This window comes from Geobacillus proteiniphilus, assembly GCF_001908025.1.
Classification (GTDB): Bacteria; Bacillota; Bacilli; order Bacillales; family Anoxybacillaceae; genus Geobacillus; species Geobacillus proteiniphilus.
The window spans coordinates 27,178-44,664 of record NZ_MQMG01000029.1; the positions used below are offsets into that span (position 1 = coordinate 27,178).

Genomic DNA, 17,487 nt, shown 5'->3' on the forward strand with positions numbered 1-17,487 from the left:
CAAAAATGAATCAAAAAAATGCAAAACAGTTTGTTTGCTCCCTGTTATAATGAGACAAAAACGAAAGGGAGGAAAGCGAACATGTCATTTGTTCCGTGCGCGATGGCCATTTATGCATTTAGCAAAAACCACCAACCGGTTCGAACAGTCCAGTCAGGGGAAACGTTTGTCATCGAAACGTACGACTGTTTCCAAAATCAAATTACTTCAAGCGAAACGCCGTTTGACTCGATCGATTGGAATCATATTAATCCGGCGACTGGACCGATCTATATTGAAGGGGCGGAACCCGGTGACATTTTAGCGGTAAAAATTGAACAGATTCGCCTCAAAGGACAGGGGGTCATGGCTGTCGGCCCAGGACTCGGGGTGCTTGGCGACCGGATTCCGCAGTTTGAGGCGAAAATTATTCCAGTGGAAGAAAACCGGGCCGTATTTGACGAGCATCTTTCTATTCCATTAAATCCAATGATTGGCGTCATCGGGGTAGCGCCGAGCGGTGAGGATGTGTCGTGCGGGACGCCCGGGCCGCACGGCGGCAATATGGATACAAAGCTCATTACAACAGGGGCAACCGTTTACTTCCCGGTTTTTGTCAAAGGGGCGTTGTTCGCATTAGGCGATTTGCATGCGGCGATGGGGGACGGCGAAATCGGCGTGTCTGGCATCGAAATTCCGGGGGAAGTGACGGTCACCGTCCGGGTGATGAAAGGATATTCGCTCAACCATCCACTGTTGCAAAACGATGATGGCATTGCGACGATCGTCTCGGCCAAAACGTTGGATGAGGCGGTCAAACAGTCGGTTGAGGAAATGGTTGATTTGCTGTTGCCGCACACTCCGTTGACGCTGAACCATTTGACGATGGTGCTTAGCGCTGCCGGTCAGACACAAATCAGCCAAGTCGTTGACCCGCTCGTCACGGCGCGTTTCTTTGTACCGCGATTTGTGCTTGAGGCGTATGGCATCCGCCTGTTTGAGGATTGAGGAGGGAACGGCGATGGCGCAACTTGAAACGAACACATCGGTCGAGTCGCTTGGTTATAAACAGGAATTAAAACGGTCGCTCACATTTGTTGATTTGTTGATTTACGGAATGGTGTTCATGGTGCCGATCGCTCCTTTCGGCATTTACGGGTATGTAGCGCAAGGGTCAAAAGGGATGGTCGCCTTAGCATACTTAATCGGAATGGTGGGGATGATTTTCACCGCCTTGAGCTACGCCAGAATGGCCGAGGCGTTTCCAATCGCTGGTTCCGTGTATTCCTACGCCCAGCGGGGAATGAATGAATATGTCGGTTTTATGGCAGGCTGGGTCATTTTGCTTGATTACATTTTCGTTCCGGCTCTTCTCTATTTGGTCAGCGCTGCTGCCTTAGCCGACATTGTGCCGCAAGTGCCGATTTACGTGTGGCTCATTCTGTTTATTGCCATGAATACGATCATTAATATTCTCGGAATCGAGATGACGGCCAAAGCGAACAAAGTGATTGTTGTTTTAGAGCTCATCGTCCTTGCAGTGTTTGTGATCACAGGAATTATTGCTATTATAAAAGGCGTCAATGGAGCGCAGTTTACGTTCAAACCGCTGTACGATCCCGATCATTTCAGCGTGGAGACGGTGATGGGGGCGGTGTCGGTGGCCGTCTTGAGCTTCCTTGGTTTTGATGCGGTGTCGACGCTGGCTGAGGAAACGAGGGACGGGAAATCATCGATCGGCAAAGCGATCATTTTCGCTTTGCTCGTTGTCGGTGCGCTTTTCATCATGCAAACATGGGTCGCCGCTCTCATTTGGCCTGATTATACGACGTTTAAAAATGCAGACGTGGCGTTTTATCAGATTGCGGAGCTGGCAGGCGGACCATGGCTGAAATGGACAACGATCGTCGCCACCGCGCTTTCGTGGGGGATCGCGAACGCGCTCGTCGCCCAGGCAGCCATCTCCCGCATTTTGTACAGCATGGGTCGCGACCGTAAACTGCCCAGTGTGCTGGCCAAAGTGCATCCGAAATTTCAAACGCCATACGTCAGCACATTGCTTGTCGCTGTGATTTCGCTCATTGTCACGACGGTGTTCGCCTCGCAAATTGATAAGCTCGCTTCGCTTGTCAACTTTGGCGCCCTGACGGCTTTCCTCTTTTTGCATGTGTCGGTGATGAACTATTTCTTGCGCAAACAAAAGAGTAACGATTATATCAATCATCTCTTGTTTCCGCTCATCGGTTTTGTTATCATCGGCTATGTATGGATGAATCTGGACCCGCTCAGCAAAAAGCTAGGATTGATTTGGATCGCGATTGGACTCGTTTATTTGATCTTTTTGCGACTCACTAACAAAGACTCCCGTCTAAGCGGGGAACTGTAGTTGCTTGTATGGCCTGACGCCGTCATAAAAGGCGTTGGGTCTTTCGTTTTTTGCCGACGATGAAACATTTTTTCGATCGCGACGTATTACAGAATGAGAGTACGGCGCCTTGTTAAGGCAAAACGCCGTTCATCCGCAATAGGCGGGCGCCGATAAAACATGGAAGGAGCCGGAGGAAAATGAGCATGTTTGGAAAAGTCGCCGCCGATGTGCTTGGGCTAAGCGACATCGGCTCGGTTATTCAGCCGAAAGATTACGACAAAGTGGATGCCGATGATTATGTGATGCACGAGGATGGGGAAAAAATCTATTTCCTTATTAAATCGAAATCCGATGAATATTGCTTCACAAACCGCGCGCTCATTCATCTAGACGGCACAAGCGCCACGAGCAAAAAACGGACGCTGCGCCGCTACGATTACTATAAGCATCCGATTTCCGACGTGTCGCTCGAAACAGCCGGGACGGTCGACTTGGACGCGGAAATCAAATTTAAAATCGGGTCGCACTCCTACTCGATTGATGTGCATAAAAAGCATATTGAGGAATTGAAAGATTTGTATAAATCGCTGCTGGCGATCGCGGAGATTTGCCATGAAAACGAAACGAAGTTCAACTATGCGGAGCGGAGTTTGGAACTGGCGGCCAAGGTGTTTGCCAACATGCGCGGCGACGGCGCCAATGTGTCGGCGGATTTTCAGGCCGTGAATGAATACGCTTTTCGCTGGCTGGCGGAAGCGAAAAAGAACTATACGGTGAAGGATTTCGGGTTTGTGTTTGAAAAATATATCGGGCAGTAAAGGGATCGAAAAGGCGTCAAAAGGAAGCGCCTTTTCTTCATCTATCTAGGTGGTGGACCGACTTCTTTCTACAAAAATAGTTGTCAAACACCAAGCCTTGCTTTAATATAAAAATGTCCATATCCGATAACTGAATAGATTCGCAGCAAGGTGCCGAAAAGGCTTAATAGGGAATCCGGTGAGAATCCGGAACTGTCCCCGCAACTGTCAATGCGGACGAAATGAAATCGCCACTGTACGGACAGATGGCTTGCGCTGTTTTCCGTACGGGAAGGCTTCAGAGTAGGATGAAGCATGAGTCAGTAGACCTGCCTTGCTTGCCGCAGTTTCCGAATCTTCGGGGGGTGAGACGCGGAAACAGTCGTACAGGGCATTGTTGTGCCCATTGGCGGTCTGTTTCGCGCTCATTCCCAGATTTAGGCGGAATGGGCGTTTTTATTTTTACATAGCGAAAGGGGGAACGACCGATGAAGCGTTGGAAATGGACGGCGGCGTTGGCTGCTCTATTCCTTCTGGCCGCCGTGCTGGTCGGTTGCAGCAGTGGGACCAATAGCAACGCCCAACCAACGAAAAAAGAAGAGCCGAAAACGGAACAAGCGGCGTTTCCGGTGACGGTGAAAGACGGGCTTGGCCAAGATGTAACCATCAAGGCAGAGCCGAAAAAAATCGTCTCACTCATCCCAAGCAATACGGAAATCGCCTATGCGTTGGGGCTTGGCGAGAAAATCGTCGGCGTCAGCGATTTTGACAATTATCCGGAAGACGTCAAAACGAAAACGAAAATCGGCGGCATGGAGTTTAACGTCGAGAAAATCATTTCGCTCAAGCCGGATCTCGTCTTGGCTCACGCGTCAAGCGCCCATAACTCGCGCGATGGCCTCAAGCAATTGAAAGACGCCGGCATCACCGTGCTTGTCGTGAATGATGCAAAGTCGTTTGACGATGTGTATGCGTCCATCGAATTGATCGGCAAAGCGACAGGGACGACGGACAAAGCGAAGCAAGTGATTAATGATATGAAAGAGAAGCTTGCGCAAATTCAAGAAAAAGCGAAACAAATCCCGGCGGATAAGCAGGCGAACGTCTGGATTGAAGTGTCGCCGCCGCCGCAGCTGTATACGGCCGGCAAAGGGACGTTTATGGATGAGATGCTCCAAGTGATTTCAGCGAAAAACGTCGCCGGCAGCTTGGAAGGCTGGCCGATGGTGACAGAAGAAAAAGCAGTGGCCTATAAGCCGGACGTTATCATCACGACATACGGCGGAGCGAAGCAAGTGCTTGCGCGCACCGCTTGGAAAGACGTGCCAGCGGTGAAAAACAAGCGGGTGTATGACGTCAACTCCGATTTAGTGAGCCGACCGGGTCCGCGCCTTGCCGAAGGGGTCGAGGAACTTGCCAAAGCCATTTACCCGGATGTGTTCAAGTAAAACGTGGATGTATATATTGGCCGTCATGGCGGCCATTTTATCGTTGCTCGTAGGGATATCGACAGGATCGCTGTCGATTCCCTTTTCTTCTATTGTTCGCATTCTTGCGTCCGAATGGTTTGGTATGCCGCTTCCGTCTGACATTCCGGCCGATTGGGCGCCGATTGTCACAGCGATTCGCCTGCCGCGCGTTGTGCTCGCGTTTTTGGTCGGCGCCTCGCTGGCGATGGCCGGCGCGGCGTTCCAAGGGTTGCTGAAAAATGCGCTCGCCGATCCGTACACGCTCGGCGTCTCATCCGGCGCTGCGGTCGGAGCGGTGCTCGTCATGTTTCTCGGTTGGCAATGGCCGCTCTTTGGCACGTTTACATTGCCGGTGGTCAGCATTTTGTTTGGCATGGCGACGCTTGCCGCCGTTTTGGCGTTCACCCGCGCGGTTGAGCGGCAGCTGTCGGTTGAGACGATCATTTTAGCCGGCATTATCTTCGGCGCGTTTTTCAGCGCCTTCATTTCGCTCATGATCGCTTTGACCGGGGAAGAATTGCGGCAAATCATCTCATGGCTGATGGGGAGCGTGGCGATGCGCGGCTGGAAGTACAGCGGGCTTTTGTTGCCGTTTTTTCTCATCGGCGCGGCGGTGCTTCTCGCCAACGGCCGCGAGTTGAACGCGTTTGCTTTTGGCGAGGCGGCGGCGCTTCATGTCGGCGTTGATGTTACGCGCCGAAAAGTCATCATTTTGACGGCGGCCGCGCTACTCACTGGCGCGGCGGTGTCGGTGTCCGGGACGATCGGTTTTGTTGGGCTCGTTGTTCCGCATATGGTCCGGCTTGTGTGCGGGCCAAACTATCGGATGCTGCTGCCGCTGTCGCTCTTGTATGGCGGGGCGTTTCTTGTGCTCGCCGATGTGGCGGCGCGGACGATCATTGAACCGCGCGAACTGCCGATCGGCGTCATCACCTCGCTGATCGGCGCCCCGCTATTTGCCGTCTTGTTTTTCCGAAAAACGAAGCGAAAGATGGGATGATGATGCTTGAGGTGCGGGCCGTATCGCATCGGTATGGACCAAAGCAAGTGCTTGATCGTGTGACGTTTTCCGTGGAAAAAGGGGAGCTGTTCGGCATCGTCGGGCCGAACGGCAGTGGAAAAACGACGCTGCTGAAACTCATTTGCAAAGAGCTTCCGCTTGCCAGCGGTGAGATCAAGATTCATGGCCAGCCGCTTTTGGCGCTGTCTGCGAAGCAATGGGCGCGGTTTGCCGCCGTCCTGCCGCAGACAGCGGAGACGGCGCCCGGCTACACGGTGAGAGAAACGGTGGCACTCGGCCGTTATGCTCATCAGCGCGGCTTGTTTCCGGCGTGGACGAAAGAGGATGAAGCCGCGGTTCAAGAAGCGCTTCGTGCGGTCGGCTTGGCCGACAAAATCAATGAGCCGCTTGAGCGGCTAAGCGGCGGGGAGCGGCAGCGCGCCTATTTGGCGCGGGCGCTCGCCCAAGAGCCGCGGCTGCTGCTTTTGGATGAACCGACGAACCATATGGATATGAGCGGCCAAGTCCGGCTTTTGGACCGGCTCGCGGAAGCTGCCCGCTCCCGCGATTTGACGGTCGTCGCCGTCTTTCACGATATGAACGTCGCTAGCTTATATTGCGACCGGGTGCTTGTGTTAAAAGAAGGAAAAACAGCGGCGCTTGGAACGCCGACAGATGTGATGACGCCGGCGCTGCTTGAGGAAGTGTTTGCCGCGCCGATTGTGCGTTTGGCCCATCCGGCGACGGCAAAGCCGATGTTTTCGTTTGTGCCGAAAGGAAAACAAGAAGAATCGCCGGCCGGCGGGCTGCGTTTGTCCTTTCTTGATGACGCCGCTGTTCTTGCCTCCTGCCAGCCGCTTCGCGTCCTGTCCTCGGCATTGATCGGCGCTGGGTTTCAATGGGCGACCCATTTTGTCAATCGCCATGTCGGGTTGGATTACGATTGCCGCGATGCGGAAGGAGACATGCGCCGCTATTTGGAGCAACACGGGTTTTCGCCGGAACGAACGATCGGCATGATGACGGCGGTTGACGTCCATGATGCCGTTTGGCTTCAGGAAGAAGGGGAAGCGTTTTCGGTTGCGGTCATGACGACCGCTGGCGTCGGCAATGCGGTTGATGCCGCTCGGGCATGGCAGCATAAGCCGCTTGTGGCAAGGCCGGGAACGATCAATATGGTGATTGTCATTGACGGAATGCTGACGGAAGCGGCGTTTGTCCAGGCGATGATGACGGCGACGGAAGCGAAGGCGAAAGCGCTCGCCGACCGTTCGGTTTGCGACCCGGAAACAGGGACGCTTGCCACCGGCACGTCGACCGATTCGCTCGCCGTGGCGGCGACGCAAACCGGGCGGACGTTTGCCTATGCCGGAACGGCGACGGAACTGGGGCGCGCGATCGGTCGGCTCGTGTATGAAGCGACGATCGAGGCGCTTGACCGCTACAAGCGGCGGAGGGGGCGGCGATGACGCACCTGTTCGCGATGGCATTGGCCTTGTTGCTTGACGCGTTGCTTGGCGACCCGCATTGGCTTCCGCATCCGGTGCGGGGCATGGGAAAGTGGATCGCCTGGTTTGATCGGCGCTGGAACCAGGGAACAAGGCGGCGGGCGAAAGGTGCGGCGGCCGTAGCGGCGGTCCTGGCCGCCGTCTACGGGTTGTCGGCGTTGGTCGTTTATGTAGGCTATGCGTTGTCCGTGTACGTGGGGGTGGCGGTCGAGGCGGCGCTTATTTTCACCACCATTGCGACCAAAAGCCTCGCTGAAGCGGCTGAGGATGTGCGCCGGCCGCTTGAAGCGGGCGATCTTCCCGAGGCGCGGCGGGCGCTGTCGATGATCGTTGGCCGCGACACCGAGCGGCTCGATGAGGCCGGCATCACCCGCGCCTGCGTCGAAACGGTGGCGGAAAATACGAGCGACGGCATCACTGCTCCGCTCTTTTACGCGGCCTTGGGCGGCGCGCCGCTTGCCATGCTGTACCGGGCGGTGAACACGTGCGATTCGATGCTCGGCTATAAAAATGAAACGTATCGCGAATTTGGTTGGGCAGCTGCTCGGTTGGATGATGTGTTCAACTATATTCCAGCGCGGCTGACGGCGCTCGTGATGGTGTTGGTCTGCGGCGGCCGCCGGCTTCGTTTGGCGCTGTCGATATTGTTTCGCGATGCCCGCCGCCACCCAAGCCCGAACAGCGGCTGGCTCGAGGCGGCGATGGCTGGATTGCTTGGGGTGCAGCTGGGCGGGACGAATACATATGGCGGCGTCGTCTCTGAGCGGCCGACACTCGGCGATCCCGATGTTCCGCTGCGCTCGGTTCATATTCGCCAGGCGGTCGGCATCATGATCAGAACGGTGCTCGCCTTTACGTTATTGCTATGGATCGGGGGGATGATCGTTGCGTTGGCCGGCGCATGGGGCGAATCCGCGCGCGTTGTATGAGCAATGCGGATTGGCCCCTCCGAAAGAATACATTGATTTCAGCGTCAATACGAACCCATATCGCCTGCCGCCGTCGGCTTGGCCGAACGGCGAGGAATGGATTCGCTGGGCCGGTGAGTATCCGGATCCGGAAGCGAAGGCGCTCAGGGAGCTCGTTGCCAAGCAGGAGCAGATTCGCCCCGGGCAAGTGCTGGTGACGAACGGGGCAGCGGAGGCGATTTATTTGTTGGCCGCGCTGCTTGCCGGCCGGCGCGTCGGCATCTTAGAGCCGACGTTTTCCGAGTATCGGCGCGCCTGCCTTGCTTACGGATGCGAAGTCAAGTCTTTGCTGGCAGAGGAAAGCCACGGTTTTTCGTACGACATCGACAAAGCGGCGGCATGGGCAGCGGAATGCGACGCGGTTTTTTTCTGTCATCCGAACAACCCGACCGGAACCGTGATGCCGGAGCGTGATCTCCGCTCGCTCGTCGCTGCAGCGGATCAAGCAGGGACGTATATCGTGGTGGATGAGGCGTTCTATCCGTTTTGGCGCGGCGGATTTACAGCCATGCGGTGGCTGGATCGCTATCCGCGCCTCATTGTGCTTCGATCGTTGACGAAAATCCATCATCTGGCCGGCGCGCGCCTTGGTTATGTCGCTGCCGACGAGGCGGTGATCGCTTCGCTGAAAACGCATCAGCCGCCATGGAGCACAAACTGCATCGCCCAACAATTGGCGCTTCGTTTCATGGCGATGGAATCGTTTGTCAAGTGGACGAAAGAACGGATCGCCGCCGAGCGGGAGCGCGTGTTTCGGTCGCTGCCGGCCGGCCGGTATGCCGTCTCGCCGTCGGTGGTCAATTTTTACTTGCTGCGTCCGCTCTCCGGACGGACAGAGGATTTGTTTTTCTATTTATTGCAGCAAGGAATCGTCCCGCGGCATACAATGAATTTTCCTGGACTGGATGGACGTTACGTGCGGCTCGCGGTCAAAACGCAGGTGGAAAACGATCGGCTGCTTGAGGCGCTTGCGAGGTGGAGCGGATGATTGTGTTTGTCAGCGGAGCCGCGCGCAGCGGAAAAAGTGAAGCGGCGGAAGTATGCGCCATCCGGCTTTCTTGCGGAGGTCGGCTTCACTATATTGCTACCGCGCAGGCAGTGGATGAAGAAATGACGGAGCGCATCCGCCGCCATCAAGAGCGGCGTGCGGCGCAGGCCGCGCATTGGACGGTGTGGGAAGCCCCGTTCTCTTCTCGGGAGATTGCCGCTTCCCTGCGCCCTAATGATGTCGTCCTGCTTGATTGCTTGACCGCTTGGCTCGCCCACGAATTGTTTTCCGGGGAAAGCTGGAAAACAGACGCAACCGCCCAAGCCACCGCCCGCCGCTTGCTTGACGGAGTGCGGGCGTGGGATGCCGCCTGCCGCGCGGTTGTGATTGTATCGAACGAGCTGTTTTCCGGGGGCGTGCCGGATGATCCTGGCACATTTCGCTACATGAAAACGCTTGGCTCGCTTCACCAACAGTTGGTCGCGGAAGCAGCGGCCGCCGCGGTCGTTGAATGCGGCCTTCTCCGCGTGAAAAAGGGGCGGTGGCCGCGATGAAGCAAGCATGGAACGGATGGCTGTTGGCGCTGCAGCTGTTTACCATCATCCCGATTCGGCGCTCGATTGAATGGAACGCCGTCCATGTCCGCTGGCTCGTACGCTGTATGCCGCTTGCGGGGGCGCTGATCGGGGCGTTTTCAGCCGGAGTGTATGCGCTCTTTTCGTTATTTTCATTTGGCTCGCCGCTTGTTTGGGCGCTTCTTCTTCTTTGGCTCGGCATTTGGATAGCCGGCGGGCTGCATGCCGATGGGTTTATGGATGTAAGCGATGCGTTTTTTTCATACCGCGATGTGAAGCGGCGGCAAGAGATCATGTCCGATTCGCGTGTCGGTGCGTTTGCGGTGTTGTCGCTTATTTGTTTGTTGTCATTTCGTTGGCTGTTTCTGTACGAATCGCTCCAAGCCGGCGTTCCGCCGGCGCTGTTCGCCGCCGTTCCGCTGTTGTCGCGGGCCGGAGCTGCCTGGCTTCTTTCCGTCGGCAAGCTGGCAAAGCCGACAGGAATGGCCGCATCGCTTCGCGAATATAGTTCATGGCGTGATGCCATTTGGGCGCTTGGACTCGCTTTTGTATTGCTTTCGCTTCTTTGTGCATCCACCGCCATTTCGGTGCAAACAGGGGCGGCGCTGGCTGCAGCGGTTGTCGTTTTGGCGGCGGCAGCGAAGCCGTGGGCGGAAAAACAGTTTGGCGGCATCACCGGCGATGTGCTCGGCGCGCTGATCGAAGGAGGGGAGACGGTGCTATGGGGCGTCATTTGGCTGTTACACTCATCCGCCATGGGATGACGGAACAAAACCGACGTCGGGCGTATATCGGCTGGACGGATGCGCCGCTTGCGGCCGCGGAGCGCAATCGGCTATGCCGTTTGCAGCTTGAGCGGCCGTATCCGGTCGACTGCATGGTCACAAGCGACCTTCACCGCTGTCGAGAAACGGCCGCCTTGCTGTTTGGCGGACGCAGGGCAGATTGGTGCACCAGCCGCTGGCGCGAGTTTCACTTTGGCGCTTGGGAAGGAAAAACGTTTGCTGAGCTGGAAGAAGAGCCCGCCTACCGCCAATGGCTTGCGTCGCCCTTTTCCGCGGCGCCGCCTGGAGGAGAGCGTTATGCCGACTTTCAAGCGCGCATCAAACAGGCGCTCGCGGAGACGATCGCTTTGGCCGAGCAAAGCGAAGCCCGCCATGTCGTGATCGTCACCCATGGCGGCCCAATTCGCCTCCTGCTCGAGCAGTATGCGCCGGATGCCCGTTCGTTCTGGGAATGGGAGGTGCCATTTGCCGGCGGATATACGTTGGAATCGACGATCGAGCGTTGGAAAGGGGGAGAGCGGTGCATTTCGTTATCGGCGGTGCGTTTCAAGGAAAACGAAAATGGGTGCGGGAACGGTATGGAATAAATGATGGAGTTCATATTGTATGGCATAACGGTTATTTGGAGCCGTATAGGTCGCCGGATGGCATCGAAACGGCAAAAACGGTCGTCTTTGACGGGTTGGAAGCCGCCATCCGCCTCCGTCCGGACGCAGACGAGTGGGAATCCTATTTCCGCGCTTGGCAACGATGGGAAGCGGCAGCGCCTAACCGCACGGTCGTTTGGATCGGCACCGATGTGACGCAAGGCGTTGTTCCGGTTGATCCGGAAGAGCGGCGCTGGCGCGACGCAGTGGGAATGTGCTACCAGCGACTAGCTTCCTTGTGTTGCCGCGTCGACCGGCTTTGGTGCGGACTGGCGGAACGATTGAAATAAGGGGGAGAGGAAAAGTGAAATTGTATACGCGAACCGGGGACCAAGGGAAAACGAGTTTAGTCGGCGGGCGCGTTGACAAAGACCATTTGCGCGTCGAGGCGTACGGGACGATTGACGAGGCGAATTCGTTCATCGGATGGGCGCTTGCGTTATTGGCCGGCGATGAACGGTTTCGCGACCTTTGCGCCGAGCTGCAAAAAATCCAGCACGAGCTGTTTGACTGCGGCGGCGACCTGGCCATCGTCAACGGCAAGCTTCCGTATAAGGTGACCGAGGCGATGGTCACATTTTTAGAAGAGCGCATTGATGCGCACGTGCAAGAGGCACCGCCATTGCAAAAATTCATTTTGCCGGGCGGCTCCAAGGCGGCTGCGGCGCTCCATATGGCGCGTACGGTGGCAAGACGGGCGGAGCGGTGCATCGTTTCCTTGCAAAAAGCGGAGCCGATCAACGATGTTGTGCTCAAATATATGAACCGCCTGTCCGATTATTTGTTCGCCGCTGCCCGGGTCGTGAACGCCCGTTTAGGGGTAAAGGACATCGAGTATGAACGGAGCGCTATTGTGTTCCGCAACAAGGAGGAGAAACAATGAACCGCCGCTTGGCTTGGACGGCCGTTTGTTTGGCGCTTTCGGTGATCGGATCCTTCATCAAGCTGCCGACGTTTGTCGGCAGCATCGCTTTGGACAGCGCACCGGCGCTTGTCGCCGCCGGGGTTCTTGGTCCGCGCGCCGGAGCGGCGGTCGCTGGGCTGGGGCATTTGGTTTCGGCGTTGATCGGCGGTTTTCCACTCGGCCCGATTCATTGGTTTGTCGCTCTTGAAATGGCGGGGCTTGGCGCCCTGTTCGCCGTGTTGCATCGGCGGGGATGGAAAATAGGCAGCGCCGCGGCCTTTTTCATCGGCAATGCGTTTTTGGCGCCGCTGCCGCTTGCCGTTTCGTTCGGCTGGCCGTTTGTTTTTGCCGTCATTCCGCCGCTTTCGGCAGCTGCCGCGGTCAACGTGTTGATCGCTTTGGCCGTCATGCCGGTTGTCGCCCGGTTGGCGGCGAAAGCGGGGGTGGAGGCGCCGCATGCGTGATGTGCTTTTCCTTCCATTTGCCGACGGCATGGAGATCGCCGTTGCCGCCGACGGTTCGGCGGCGGTCGGGGACAAGCCGGGCGACGTCGTATCTGCTCCGGCTGATGTGGTCGCTTATTTTGCCGCCCGCGTCGCTTTAATGGAATTAGTAAGCGTCGGAGCGGAAGCGAGGGCCATCGTGCTGCAAAACTTCATCGCCGATGACCGGTGGGAAGCCCTTTGCCGCGGCATCGGCCGGGCGTGCCGCGAGCTGGGGATCGATCCCCCGATCACCGGCAGCACGGAATCGAATTTTCCCACCGTGCAGTCGGCGCTTGGAGTGACGGCCATCGGGACGGTGGCCAACGAACGGAAACGAATCGGCATCACGCCGGAAGAGGCGAAGTTTGCCGTCATCGGCCGTCCTCTCGTCGGCTCGGCCGTGTTGGCGCATCCGGAATGGGTTGCGCCGCTTTCGCTGTTTGCCGCTCTTCTTCGCTCACCATACATTTACGAATTGATTCCCATCGGCTCGAAAGGTATTTATTACGAATGGACACAGCTGTTAGCCGCTAACGGCCGCCAAGGGCGGGCCTGCGCATGCCCGCTTCCGCTCTTTTCCTCCGGCGGCCCGGCGACGTCGGTGCTTGTCAGTTACGATCCGGATGGCGAAAGTGAAATCAAAAAGCAAGCCGGCTCTCTCTTTTTTCCACTGCACGTCGAGTGGTAAAAGCCGGCTGCTTTTGGTGAAAAAATCATTCCCTTTTTAGCTCGAACCCGTTATCATGAAGATAATGGGATTTTTTTGTCGCGGTCCATGGGGGAGATAGGGGGAGAGAAGCGATGGACCCCGTCTTTGAAAAGTTGTATGAAAAGTACCATAATGATTTGTTTAATTTTTTATTCTACATGGTGCGGAATCGAGAGCAGGCCGAAGATTTGGTTCAGGAAGTGTACGTCAGAGTGCTGCGCTCATACAAACGATTTAAAGGGCAGTGTAGCGAAAAAACGTGGCTGCTGTCCATTGCGCGCCATGTGGCCATTGACTTTTTCCGCAAGCAAAAACGCCGACGCCAATGGGCTGGTTCGGCGGAATGGAGCGAGGAACAAATCGGCGCCGACGAGCCGATTCCTGAGGAAATGGCGATTCAAAAAGAGGAGATTCAGCTTATGTACCGTGGTTTGGCGCGCTGCACGGTTGATCAGCGGCTTGTGCTCGTCCTTCGATTCATCCAGTCGCTGTCGATCGCGGAAACGGCGGAAGCGCTCGGCTGGACGGAAAGCAAAGTGAAAACAACGCAGCACCGCGCACTAAAGGCGCTCAAGCAATATATGGAGGAAGAGGCAAAACAGGAGGGGTGGCGGTGTGAAAAAGCTCAATTGGAATGAGCGATGCATTGAACATGGCCTTGAACAGTTGCCCGTCATCAAAGACCGGCGCACGAAAGAAGAAGTGTATGCCCGGCTGGTGCGCGCTCAGCGGATGGCGCGCTGGAAGCGGCGTTGGCTCCCAGCGGTTGCATCGGCGGCCGTGCTTGCATCGGCGGTTTATGCCAGTCCGCATTTCATCGTTCCAACACGTTCGGACAAAAACGAGGCTTCCTCATCCCCTGTTCAGACGTTGCAGGCGGATGGCGCTTCCTCTCACCCAAAAGCGATGATGGCCGTCAGCGAACCGGCGAATGCAGTGGTTATTGCCTTGCCCGATGAGCGGATCGGCCAAGTGGTGCCAGTGGTTGTTCCCCTTCTTGGCCGTTCCGCGTCGGAAGAACGACTGTCCGCGGCGCTCGGTGAGCTTGCCCGTTCCCCGTTGCGTGAGGCGTCCGCGTGGCTCGACGGTGTGAAGATGGCCCCGGCGACAGGCGATGGGCGCGTATGGGTTGTTCGCGTTCCAGCGAGCCATCGCGTGTTTGCCGCCAGCCATGAGGAACAACGCCTCTTTTTCGACGCGGTCATGGAAACAGTGCGGCAGATGGGCGGGCGAAGCATCCGCTTTTTCACTGGGGAGGAAGAAGGGCTCGATTTGCCAGTGTTTGGTCGTCTAAAAACGACAAAAATCAACCAGCAGAAGCGAATGTATTATCAAAACCGCTCCTCCTCCTTCGGCTATACGGTGCTCATCCCGGCGCCAGGCAGCGCCCGCTCGTTTCCTGAGGCGCTGCAGCAGATGAAAAAATCGACGATCCACGGGCTTGAGCCGGCCATTCCATCAGGGGTGGAAGTTGATTCGGTCGATGTCGATGCGCGCCATGCTACGGTCCGGCTTCATTTGTCCGCTCGGCCAAGCGCGGAAGAAGCGGCGAGCATGGCAGAGGCGGTGTTGCTGACGGCGAAAGAGTTTGGGCTGCTTGACGTCACATTCGAGTCGAGCGGGTTATCGACTCTTGGCCCGTATCCGCTTGGGAAGCCGATCAACGTGCCGGCCGGACCGAACGCCGCGTTGTTGGCGGCCGACCCGTAGCCGCCAGCGTGAGCTCTTAGCGGTTTTTAGACGGTATCATTTTGTTACAGACCCGCGAGCGAGAAAGCCCACTCCTTTAGGGGTGGGATGAAAGCGAGCCGTTTTCTTATATTGAATGATTATGAAAAAAACGGTATCCTGTCATCGCCACAAGGAGGTGAATCCATGCCGACGATCACACTAAGGCTGGAGCTGTACAACCCAACGAAAGTCAAACAAGACATGTATAAACGGATGACAGAAGTGAATACCGCGTTTGCGAATTGGCTGTTGAATCATCCCGAGCTGAATCAAGCGACGAGCAAACTATTTAAAGAGTTTTCGTCGCAGCGGTTCCCTTCTGCCGTCGTGAATCAGACGATTCGAGAAGTGAAGTCTCAAAAGAAAAACCAGAAAACAAAGAAGTTCCGAACATTATGGTGTTGCTTTAACAACCAAAACGTAAAGGTGGAAAAGAAAGGAGAGTTCTACACGGTTTCATTCCCCACACTGGAGAAGCGAATTGGCGTGCCTGTCGTCACGCGTTCCTATCAAGAAGCATGGCTGAATCGGCTTATCAATGGAACCGCCAAACAAGGGGCGGCCAAGCTCTACAAAAAGAGAAAGAAATGGTACTTCGCTATTGCGATCACAGTTGAAGTCCAACAACGGGAAGAAACCAAGGTAATGGGAATTGACCTAGGACTTCGCTATATTGCCGTTGCCAGCGTGGGAACGAAATCGTTGTTTTTCAAGGGCAGCCAATGCGCTTTCATTCGCCGACGATATGCGGCTTTGCGGCGAACGTTGGGCAAAGCCAAGAAGCTCCATATGATTCGCAAAATCGGCCGTAAAGAGTCCCGCTGGATGAAGGATCGAAACCACAAAATCAGCCGTCAAATTGTTCGTTTTGCCCTCGCCAACGGTGTTGGCGTGATTCGGATGGAAGAGTTGACGGGGATTCGAAAGCGGGAAACATCGGCCAAAGAAGCAGGACGAAGCCTTCATTCCTGGTCGTTTCATCAACTGCAAACGATGATTGCCTATAAAGCGGAAATGGCGGGCATTCGGGTGGAGTGGGTGAAGCCGACCTATACAAGCCAAACATGCCGATGCGGGCATCGAGAGAAAGCGAACCGAAACGGCATCCACTTCCAATGCAAAAAATGCGGATATACGATTCATGCCGACTTGAATGGCGCGATCAACATCGCCAAAGCGATTTCGGGCTTCGCCGCCGAACCTAGCGCACTGGTCACAGGTGCGCCGCCCATTGGGGTACATCTTAACCCGATGGGACGGGGTGATGACACACCCCTAAACTTGGGCGTTGTCCGAACCAGAAATGGATGAGGGCGCAAACGACCCAAGAATCCCACGCCCTTTAGGCGTGCGGAGTGTCAAATTTTTGTTAATGTCGACGCGAGGCCGTTCTATCGGCGTTCGTTTTGACATAAGACATATATGGTGCGACATAGGCAAGGAGGGATGGAAATGGGCGATGTGATGAGACGCCTCTTGGCGGTGGCTGGTGTGGCGGTATGCGTCGGACTGTTGTTTCTTGTCGGCGCCAACGGATGATTGGATGAATATTCGCAAAACGGTTGTCCTTTCTTGCGGTAATGCGTTATAATGAGAAAAACAGCAGGAGAGGAGAAACACCGATGTTGACCGATTATCATAACCATTTGGAACGAGGGACGTTGACGCTTGATTATTTGCGCCAGTTCACGGATGCAGCGGTCAAAAAAGGCATCCAGCATTTCGGCATTTCCGAGCACGCGTACCATTTTTACCAAACGAAAAACATTTTGTCCAATCCGTGGGTCGACGCGCGCCGCTGCTACGATATGGACGATTATGTCCGGCTGTTCCACGAAGCGTGGGATGCGGGCCTCGATGTGAAAATGTCGATCGAAATGGATTATACGCCGGGCAAACACGAGGAAATGGCCGCCTTTATCCGCTCATACGAGTTTGACTATGTCATCGGTTCGATCCATTGGGTCGACGATTTCGGCATCGACTTAGCCGAATATCGCCACGAGTGGGAACGGCGCGATTTGTACGATACATACCGCAAATATTTCGATCAAGTCGTGACGCTCGCCGAGTCGAATTTGTTTGACATTATCGGCCACCTCGATTTGGTGAAAATTTTTAAATACGTCCCGGAAGATGAGGAATTTTTGCTTGAACAATACGACCGGGCGACAACAGCGCTCGCCAATTCGAAAACGTGCGTCGAAATCAGCACCGCCGGGCTGCGCAAGCCGGTCGGCGAACTGTATCCGGATCCGCGCCTGCTCCAAATGTGCTATGACAAAGGCATTCCGATTGTGTTGTCGTCCGACGCGCACGTGCCTGAGCACGTCGGCGCCGACTTTGACAAGGCGGTCGAACTCGCCCGCAGCGTCGGCTACACCGAACTGATGACGTTCTCGAAAGGCGAGCGTAAGGCGGTGCCGCTCGGCTGAACGGAACTGACAAAACACGAGGGTGTCCCAAAAGGATCAGGACACCCTTTCTTATTACCGTATGTAGGCATAAAACAATCATTAAGAAACGATGTGTTGTGTTTTGTTTAAGGAAAAACAACCTTTTGGGTCAGCCCCC

The 17,487-nt window shown here is 55.7% G+C and carries 19 protein-coding genes and 1 riboswitch; all 19 genes read left to right on the forward strand.

Annotation, left to right across the window (positions count from 1 at the left end):
* Positions 1-81 precede the first annotated feature (81 nt).
* The 19 genes from BRO54_RS11005 to BRO54_RS11095 all read left to right on the forward strand — a co-directional run bounded on the left by BRO54_RS11005 (position 82) and on the right by BRO54_RS11095 (position 17,348).
* Positions 82-987 carry an acetamidase/formamidase family protein gene (locus BRO54_RS11005; RefSeq protein ID WP_074043937.1) on the forward strand — a complete coding sequence of 302 codons (906 nt, stop codon included), beginning with the start codon at positions 82-84 and terminating at the stop codon, positions 985-987.
* A gap of 13 nt (positions 988-1,000) precedes the next feature.
* Positions 1,001-2,365: an APC family permease gene (locus tag BRO54_RS11010; RefSeq protein ID WP_074043938.1), complete on the forward strand. Its 1,365-nt coding sequence runs from the start codon at positions 1,001-1,003 to the stop codon at positions 2,363-2,365.
* Between the two features lie 185 nt (positions 2,366-2,550).
* Positions 2,551-3,165, forward strand: coding sequence for a PH domain-containing protein (locus BRO54_RS11015; RefSeq protein ID WP_074043957.1), 615 nt, complete (start codon positions 2,551-2,553; stop codon positions 3,163-3,165).
* A gap of 131 nt (positions 3,166-3,296) precedes the next feature.
* Positions 3,297-3,495: riboswitch (cobalamin riboswitch) on the forward strand.
* A gap of 137 nt (positions 3,496-3,632) precedes the next feature.
* Positions 3,633-4,592, forward strand: a complete 960-nt coding sequence (locus tag BRO54_RS11020; RefSeq protein ID WP_074043939.1) for an ABC transporter substrate-binding protein — start codon at positions 3,633-3,635, stop codon at positions 4,590-4,592.
* Positions 4,558-5,613 (forward strand): FecCD family ABC transporter permease, encoded by a 1,056-nt coding sequence (locus tag BRO54_RS11025; RefSeq protein WP_074043940.1) that lies wholly within the window; start codon positions 4,558-4,560, stop codon positions 5,611-5,613. The genes BRO54_RS11020 and BRO54_RS11025 overlap by 35 nt, the downstream gene beginning before the upstream one ends.
* Positions 5,610-7,082 (forward strand): adenosylcobinamide amidohydrolase, encoded by a 1,473-nt coding sequence (locus tag BRO54_RS11030; RefSeq protein WP_074043941.1) that lies wholly within the window; start codon positions 5,610-5,612, stop codon positions 7,080-7,082. The genes BRO54_RS11025 and BRO54_RS11030 overlap by 4 nt, the downstream gene beginning before the upstream one ends.
* Positions 7,079-8,050, forward strand: a complete 972-nt coding sequence (cbiB, locus tag BRO54_RS11035) for an adenosylcobinamide-phosphate synthase CbiB (RefSeq protein WP_074043942.1) — start codon at positions 7,079-7,081, stop codon at positions 8,048-8,050. The genes BRO54_RS11030 and cbiB overlap by 4 nt, the downstream gene beginning before the upstream one ends.
* The gene (cobD, locus tag BRO54_RS11040) at positions 8,007-9,077 is read left to right on the forward strand and encodes a threonine-phosphate decarboxylase CobD (RefSeq protein WP_074043943.1); all 1,071 of its coding nucleotides are present in this window, start codon (positions 8,007-8,009) and stop codon (positions 9,075-9,077) included. The genes cbiB and cobD overlap by 44 nt, the downstream gene beginning before the upstream one ends.
* Complete coding sequence (locus tag BRO54_RS11045; protein WP_074043944.1) at positions 9,074-9,631, forward strand: bifunctional adenosylcobinamide kinase/adenosylcobinamide-phosphate guanylyltransferase; 558 nt, start codon at positions 9,074-9,076, stop codon at positions 9,629-9,631. The genes cobD and BRO54_RS11045 overlap by 4 nt, the downstream gene beginning before the upstream one ends.
* Positions 9,628-10,416, forward strand: a complete 789-nt coding sequence (locus tag BRO54_RS11050) for an adenosylcobinamide-GDP ribazoletransferase (protein WP_074043945.1) — start codon at positions 9,628-9,630, stop codon at positions 10,414-10,416. Before BRO54_RS11045 ends, BRO54_RS11050 begins: the two co-directional genes overlap by 4 nt.
* Positions 10,374-11,024, forward strand: coding sequence for a histidine phosphatase family protein (locus BRO54_RS11055; RefSeq protein WP_074043946.1), 651 nt, complete (start codon positions 10,374-10,376; stop codon positions 11,022-11,024). Before BRO54_RS11050 ends, BRO54_RS11055 begins: the two co-directional genes overlap by 43 nt.
* On the forward strand, positions 10,958-11,374 hold the full coding sequence (locus BRO54_RS11060; protein ID WP_074043947.1) for a bifunctional adenosylcobinamide kinase/adenosylcobinamide-phosphate guanylyltransferase: 417 nt from the start codon (positions 10,958-10,960) through the stop codon (positions 11,372-11,374). The genes BRO54_RS11055 and BRO54_RS11060 overlap by 67 nt, the downstream gene beginning before the upstream one ends.
* 14 nt (positions 11,375-11,388) lie before the next feature.
* A complete protein-coding gene (locus BRO54_RS11065) occupies positions 11,389-11,967 on the forward strand; it encodes a cob(I)yrinic acid a,c-diamide adenosyltransferase (protein ID WP_074043948.1) in 579 nt (192 codons plus the stop codon).
* On the forward strand, positions 11,964-12,452 hold the full coding sequence (locus BRO54_RS11070) for an ECF transporter S component (RefSeq protein WP_074043949.1): 489 nt from the start codon (positions 11,964-11,966) through the stop codon (positions 12,450-12,452). Before BRO54_RS11065 ends, BRO54_RS11070 begins: the two co-directional genes overlap by 4 nt.
* Positions 12,445-13,161, forward strand: coding sequence for an AIR synthase related protein (locus BRO54_RS11075; RefSeq protein ID WP_074043950.1), 717 nt, complete (start codon positions 12,445-12,447; stop codon positions 13,159-13,161). Before BRO54_RS11070 ends, BRO54_RS11075 begins: the two co-directional genes overlap by 8 nt.
* A gap of 113 nt (positions 13,162-13,274) precedes the next feature.
* Positions 13,275-13,820: an RNA polymerase sigma factor SigX gene (gene sigX, locus BRO54_RS11080; protein WP_074043951.1), complete on the forward strand. Its 546-nt coding sequence runs from the start codon at positions 13,275-13,277 to the stop codon at positions 13,818-13,820.
* Positions 13,798-14,892 (forward strand): GerMN domain-containing protein, encoded by a 1,095-nt coding sequence (locus tag BRO54_RS11085; RefSeq protein WP_074043952.1) that lies wholly within the window; start codon positions 13,798-13,800, stop codon positions 14,890-14,892. Before sigX ends, BRO54_RS11085 begins: the two co-directional genes overlap by 23 nt.
* A 165-nt stretch (positions 14,893-15,057) precedes the next feature.
* Positions 15,058-16,224, forward strand: a complete 1,167-nt coding sequence (locus BRO54_RS11090) for a transposase (RefSeq protein WP_239691252.1) — start codon at positions 15,058-15,060, stop codon at positions 16,222-16,224.
* A gap of 311 nt (positions 16,225-16,535) precedes the next feature.
* Positions 16,536-17,348 (forward strand): histidinol-phosphatase, encoded by an 813-nt coding sequence (locus BRO54_RS11095; RefSeq protein ID WP_074043953.1) that lies wholly within the window; start codon positions 16,536-16,538, stop codon positions 17,346-17,348.
* Positions 17,349-17,487: the final 139 nt, after the last annotated feature.

What these genes read in the sequence shown, in the direction of transcription:
- BRO54_RS11015 (WP_074043957.1), top strand. Translation starts at nt 2,551, where the DNA reads ATGTTTGGAAAAGTCGCCGCCGATGTGCTTGGGCTAAGCGACATCGGC.
- BRO54_RS11030 (WP_074043941.1), top strand. Translation starts at nt 5,610, where the DNA reads ATGATGATGCTTGAGGTGCGGGCCGTATCGCATCGGTATGGACCAAAG.
- BRO54_RS11090 (WP_239691252.1), top strand. Translation starts at nt 15,058, where the DNA reads ATGCCGACGATCACACTAAGGCTGGAGCTGTACAACCCAACGAAAGTC.
- BRO54_RS11095 (WP_074043953.1), top strand. Translation starts at nt 16,536, where the DNA reads ATGTTGACCGATTATCATAACCATTTGGAACGAGGGACGTTGACGCTT.
- BRO54_RS11075 (WP_074043950.1), top strand. Translation starts at nt 12,445, where the DNA reads ATGCGTGATGTGCTTTTCCTTCCATTTGCCGACGGCATGGAGATCGCC.
- BRO54_RS11005 (WP_074043937.1), top strand. Translation starts at nt 82, where the DNA reads ATGTCATTTGTTCCGTGCGCGATGGCCATTTATGCATTTAGCAAAAAC.
- BRO54_RS11045 (WP_074043944.1), top strand. Translation starts at nt 9,074, where the DNA reads ATGATTGTGTTTGTCAGCGGAGCCGCGCGCAGCGGAAAAAGTGAAGCG.
- sigX (WP_074043951.1), top strand. Translation starts at nt 13,275, where the DNA reads ATGGACCCCGTCTTTGAAAAGTTGTATGAAAAGTACCATAATGATTTG.
- BRO54_RS11020 (WP_074043939.1), top strand. Translation starts at nt 3,633, where the DNA reads ATGAAGCGTTGGAAATGGACGGCGGCGTTGGCTGCTCTATTCCTTCTG.
- BRO54_RS11070 (WP_074043949.1), top strand. Translation starts at nt 11,964, where the DNA reads ATGAACCGCCGCTTGGCTTGGACGGCCGTTTGTTTGGCGCTTTCGGTG.
- BRO54_RS11055 (WP_074043946.1), top strand. Translation starts at nt 10,374, where the DNA reads ATGGGGCGTCATTTGGCTGTTACACTCATCCGCCATGGGATGACGGAA.
- BRO54_RS11010 (WP_074043938.1), top strand. Translation starts at nt 1,001, where the DNA reads ATGGCGCAACTTGAAACGAACACATCGGTCGAGTCGCTTGGTTATAAA.
- cbiB (WP_074043942.1), top strand. Translation starts at nt 7,079, where the DNA reads ATGACGCACCTGTTCGCGATGGCATTGGCCTTGTTGCTTGACGCGTTG.
- BRO54_RS11050 (WP_074043945.1), top strand. Translation starts at nt 9,628, where the DNA reads ATGAAGCAAGCATGGAACGGATGGCTGTTGGCGCTGCAGCTGTTTACC.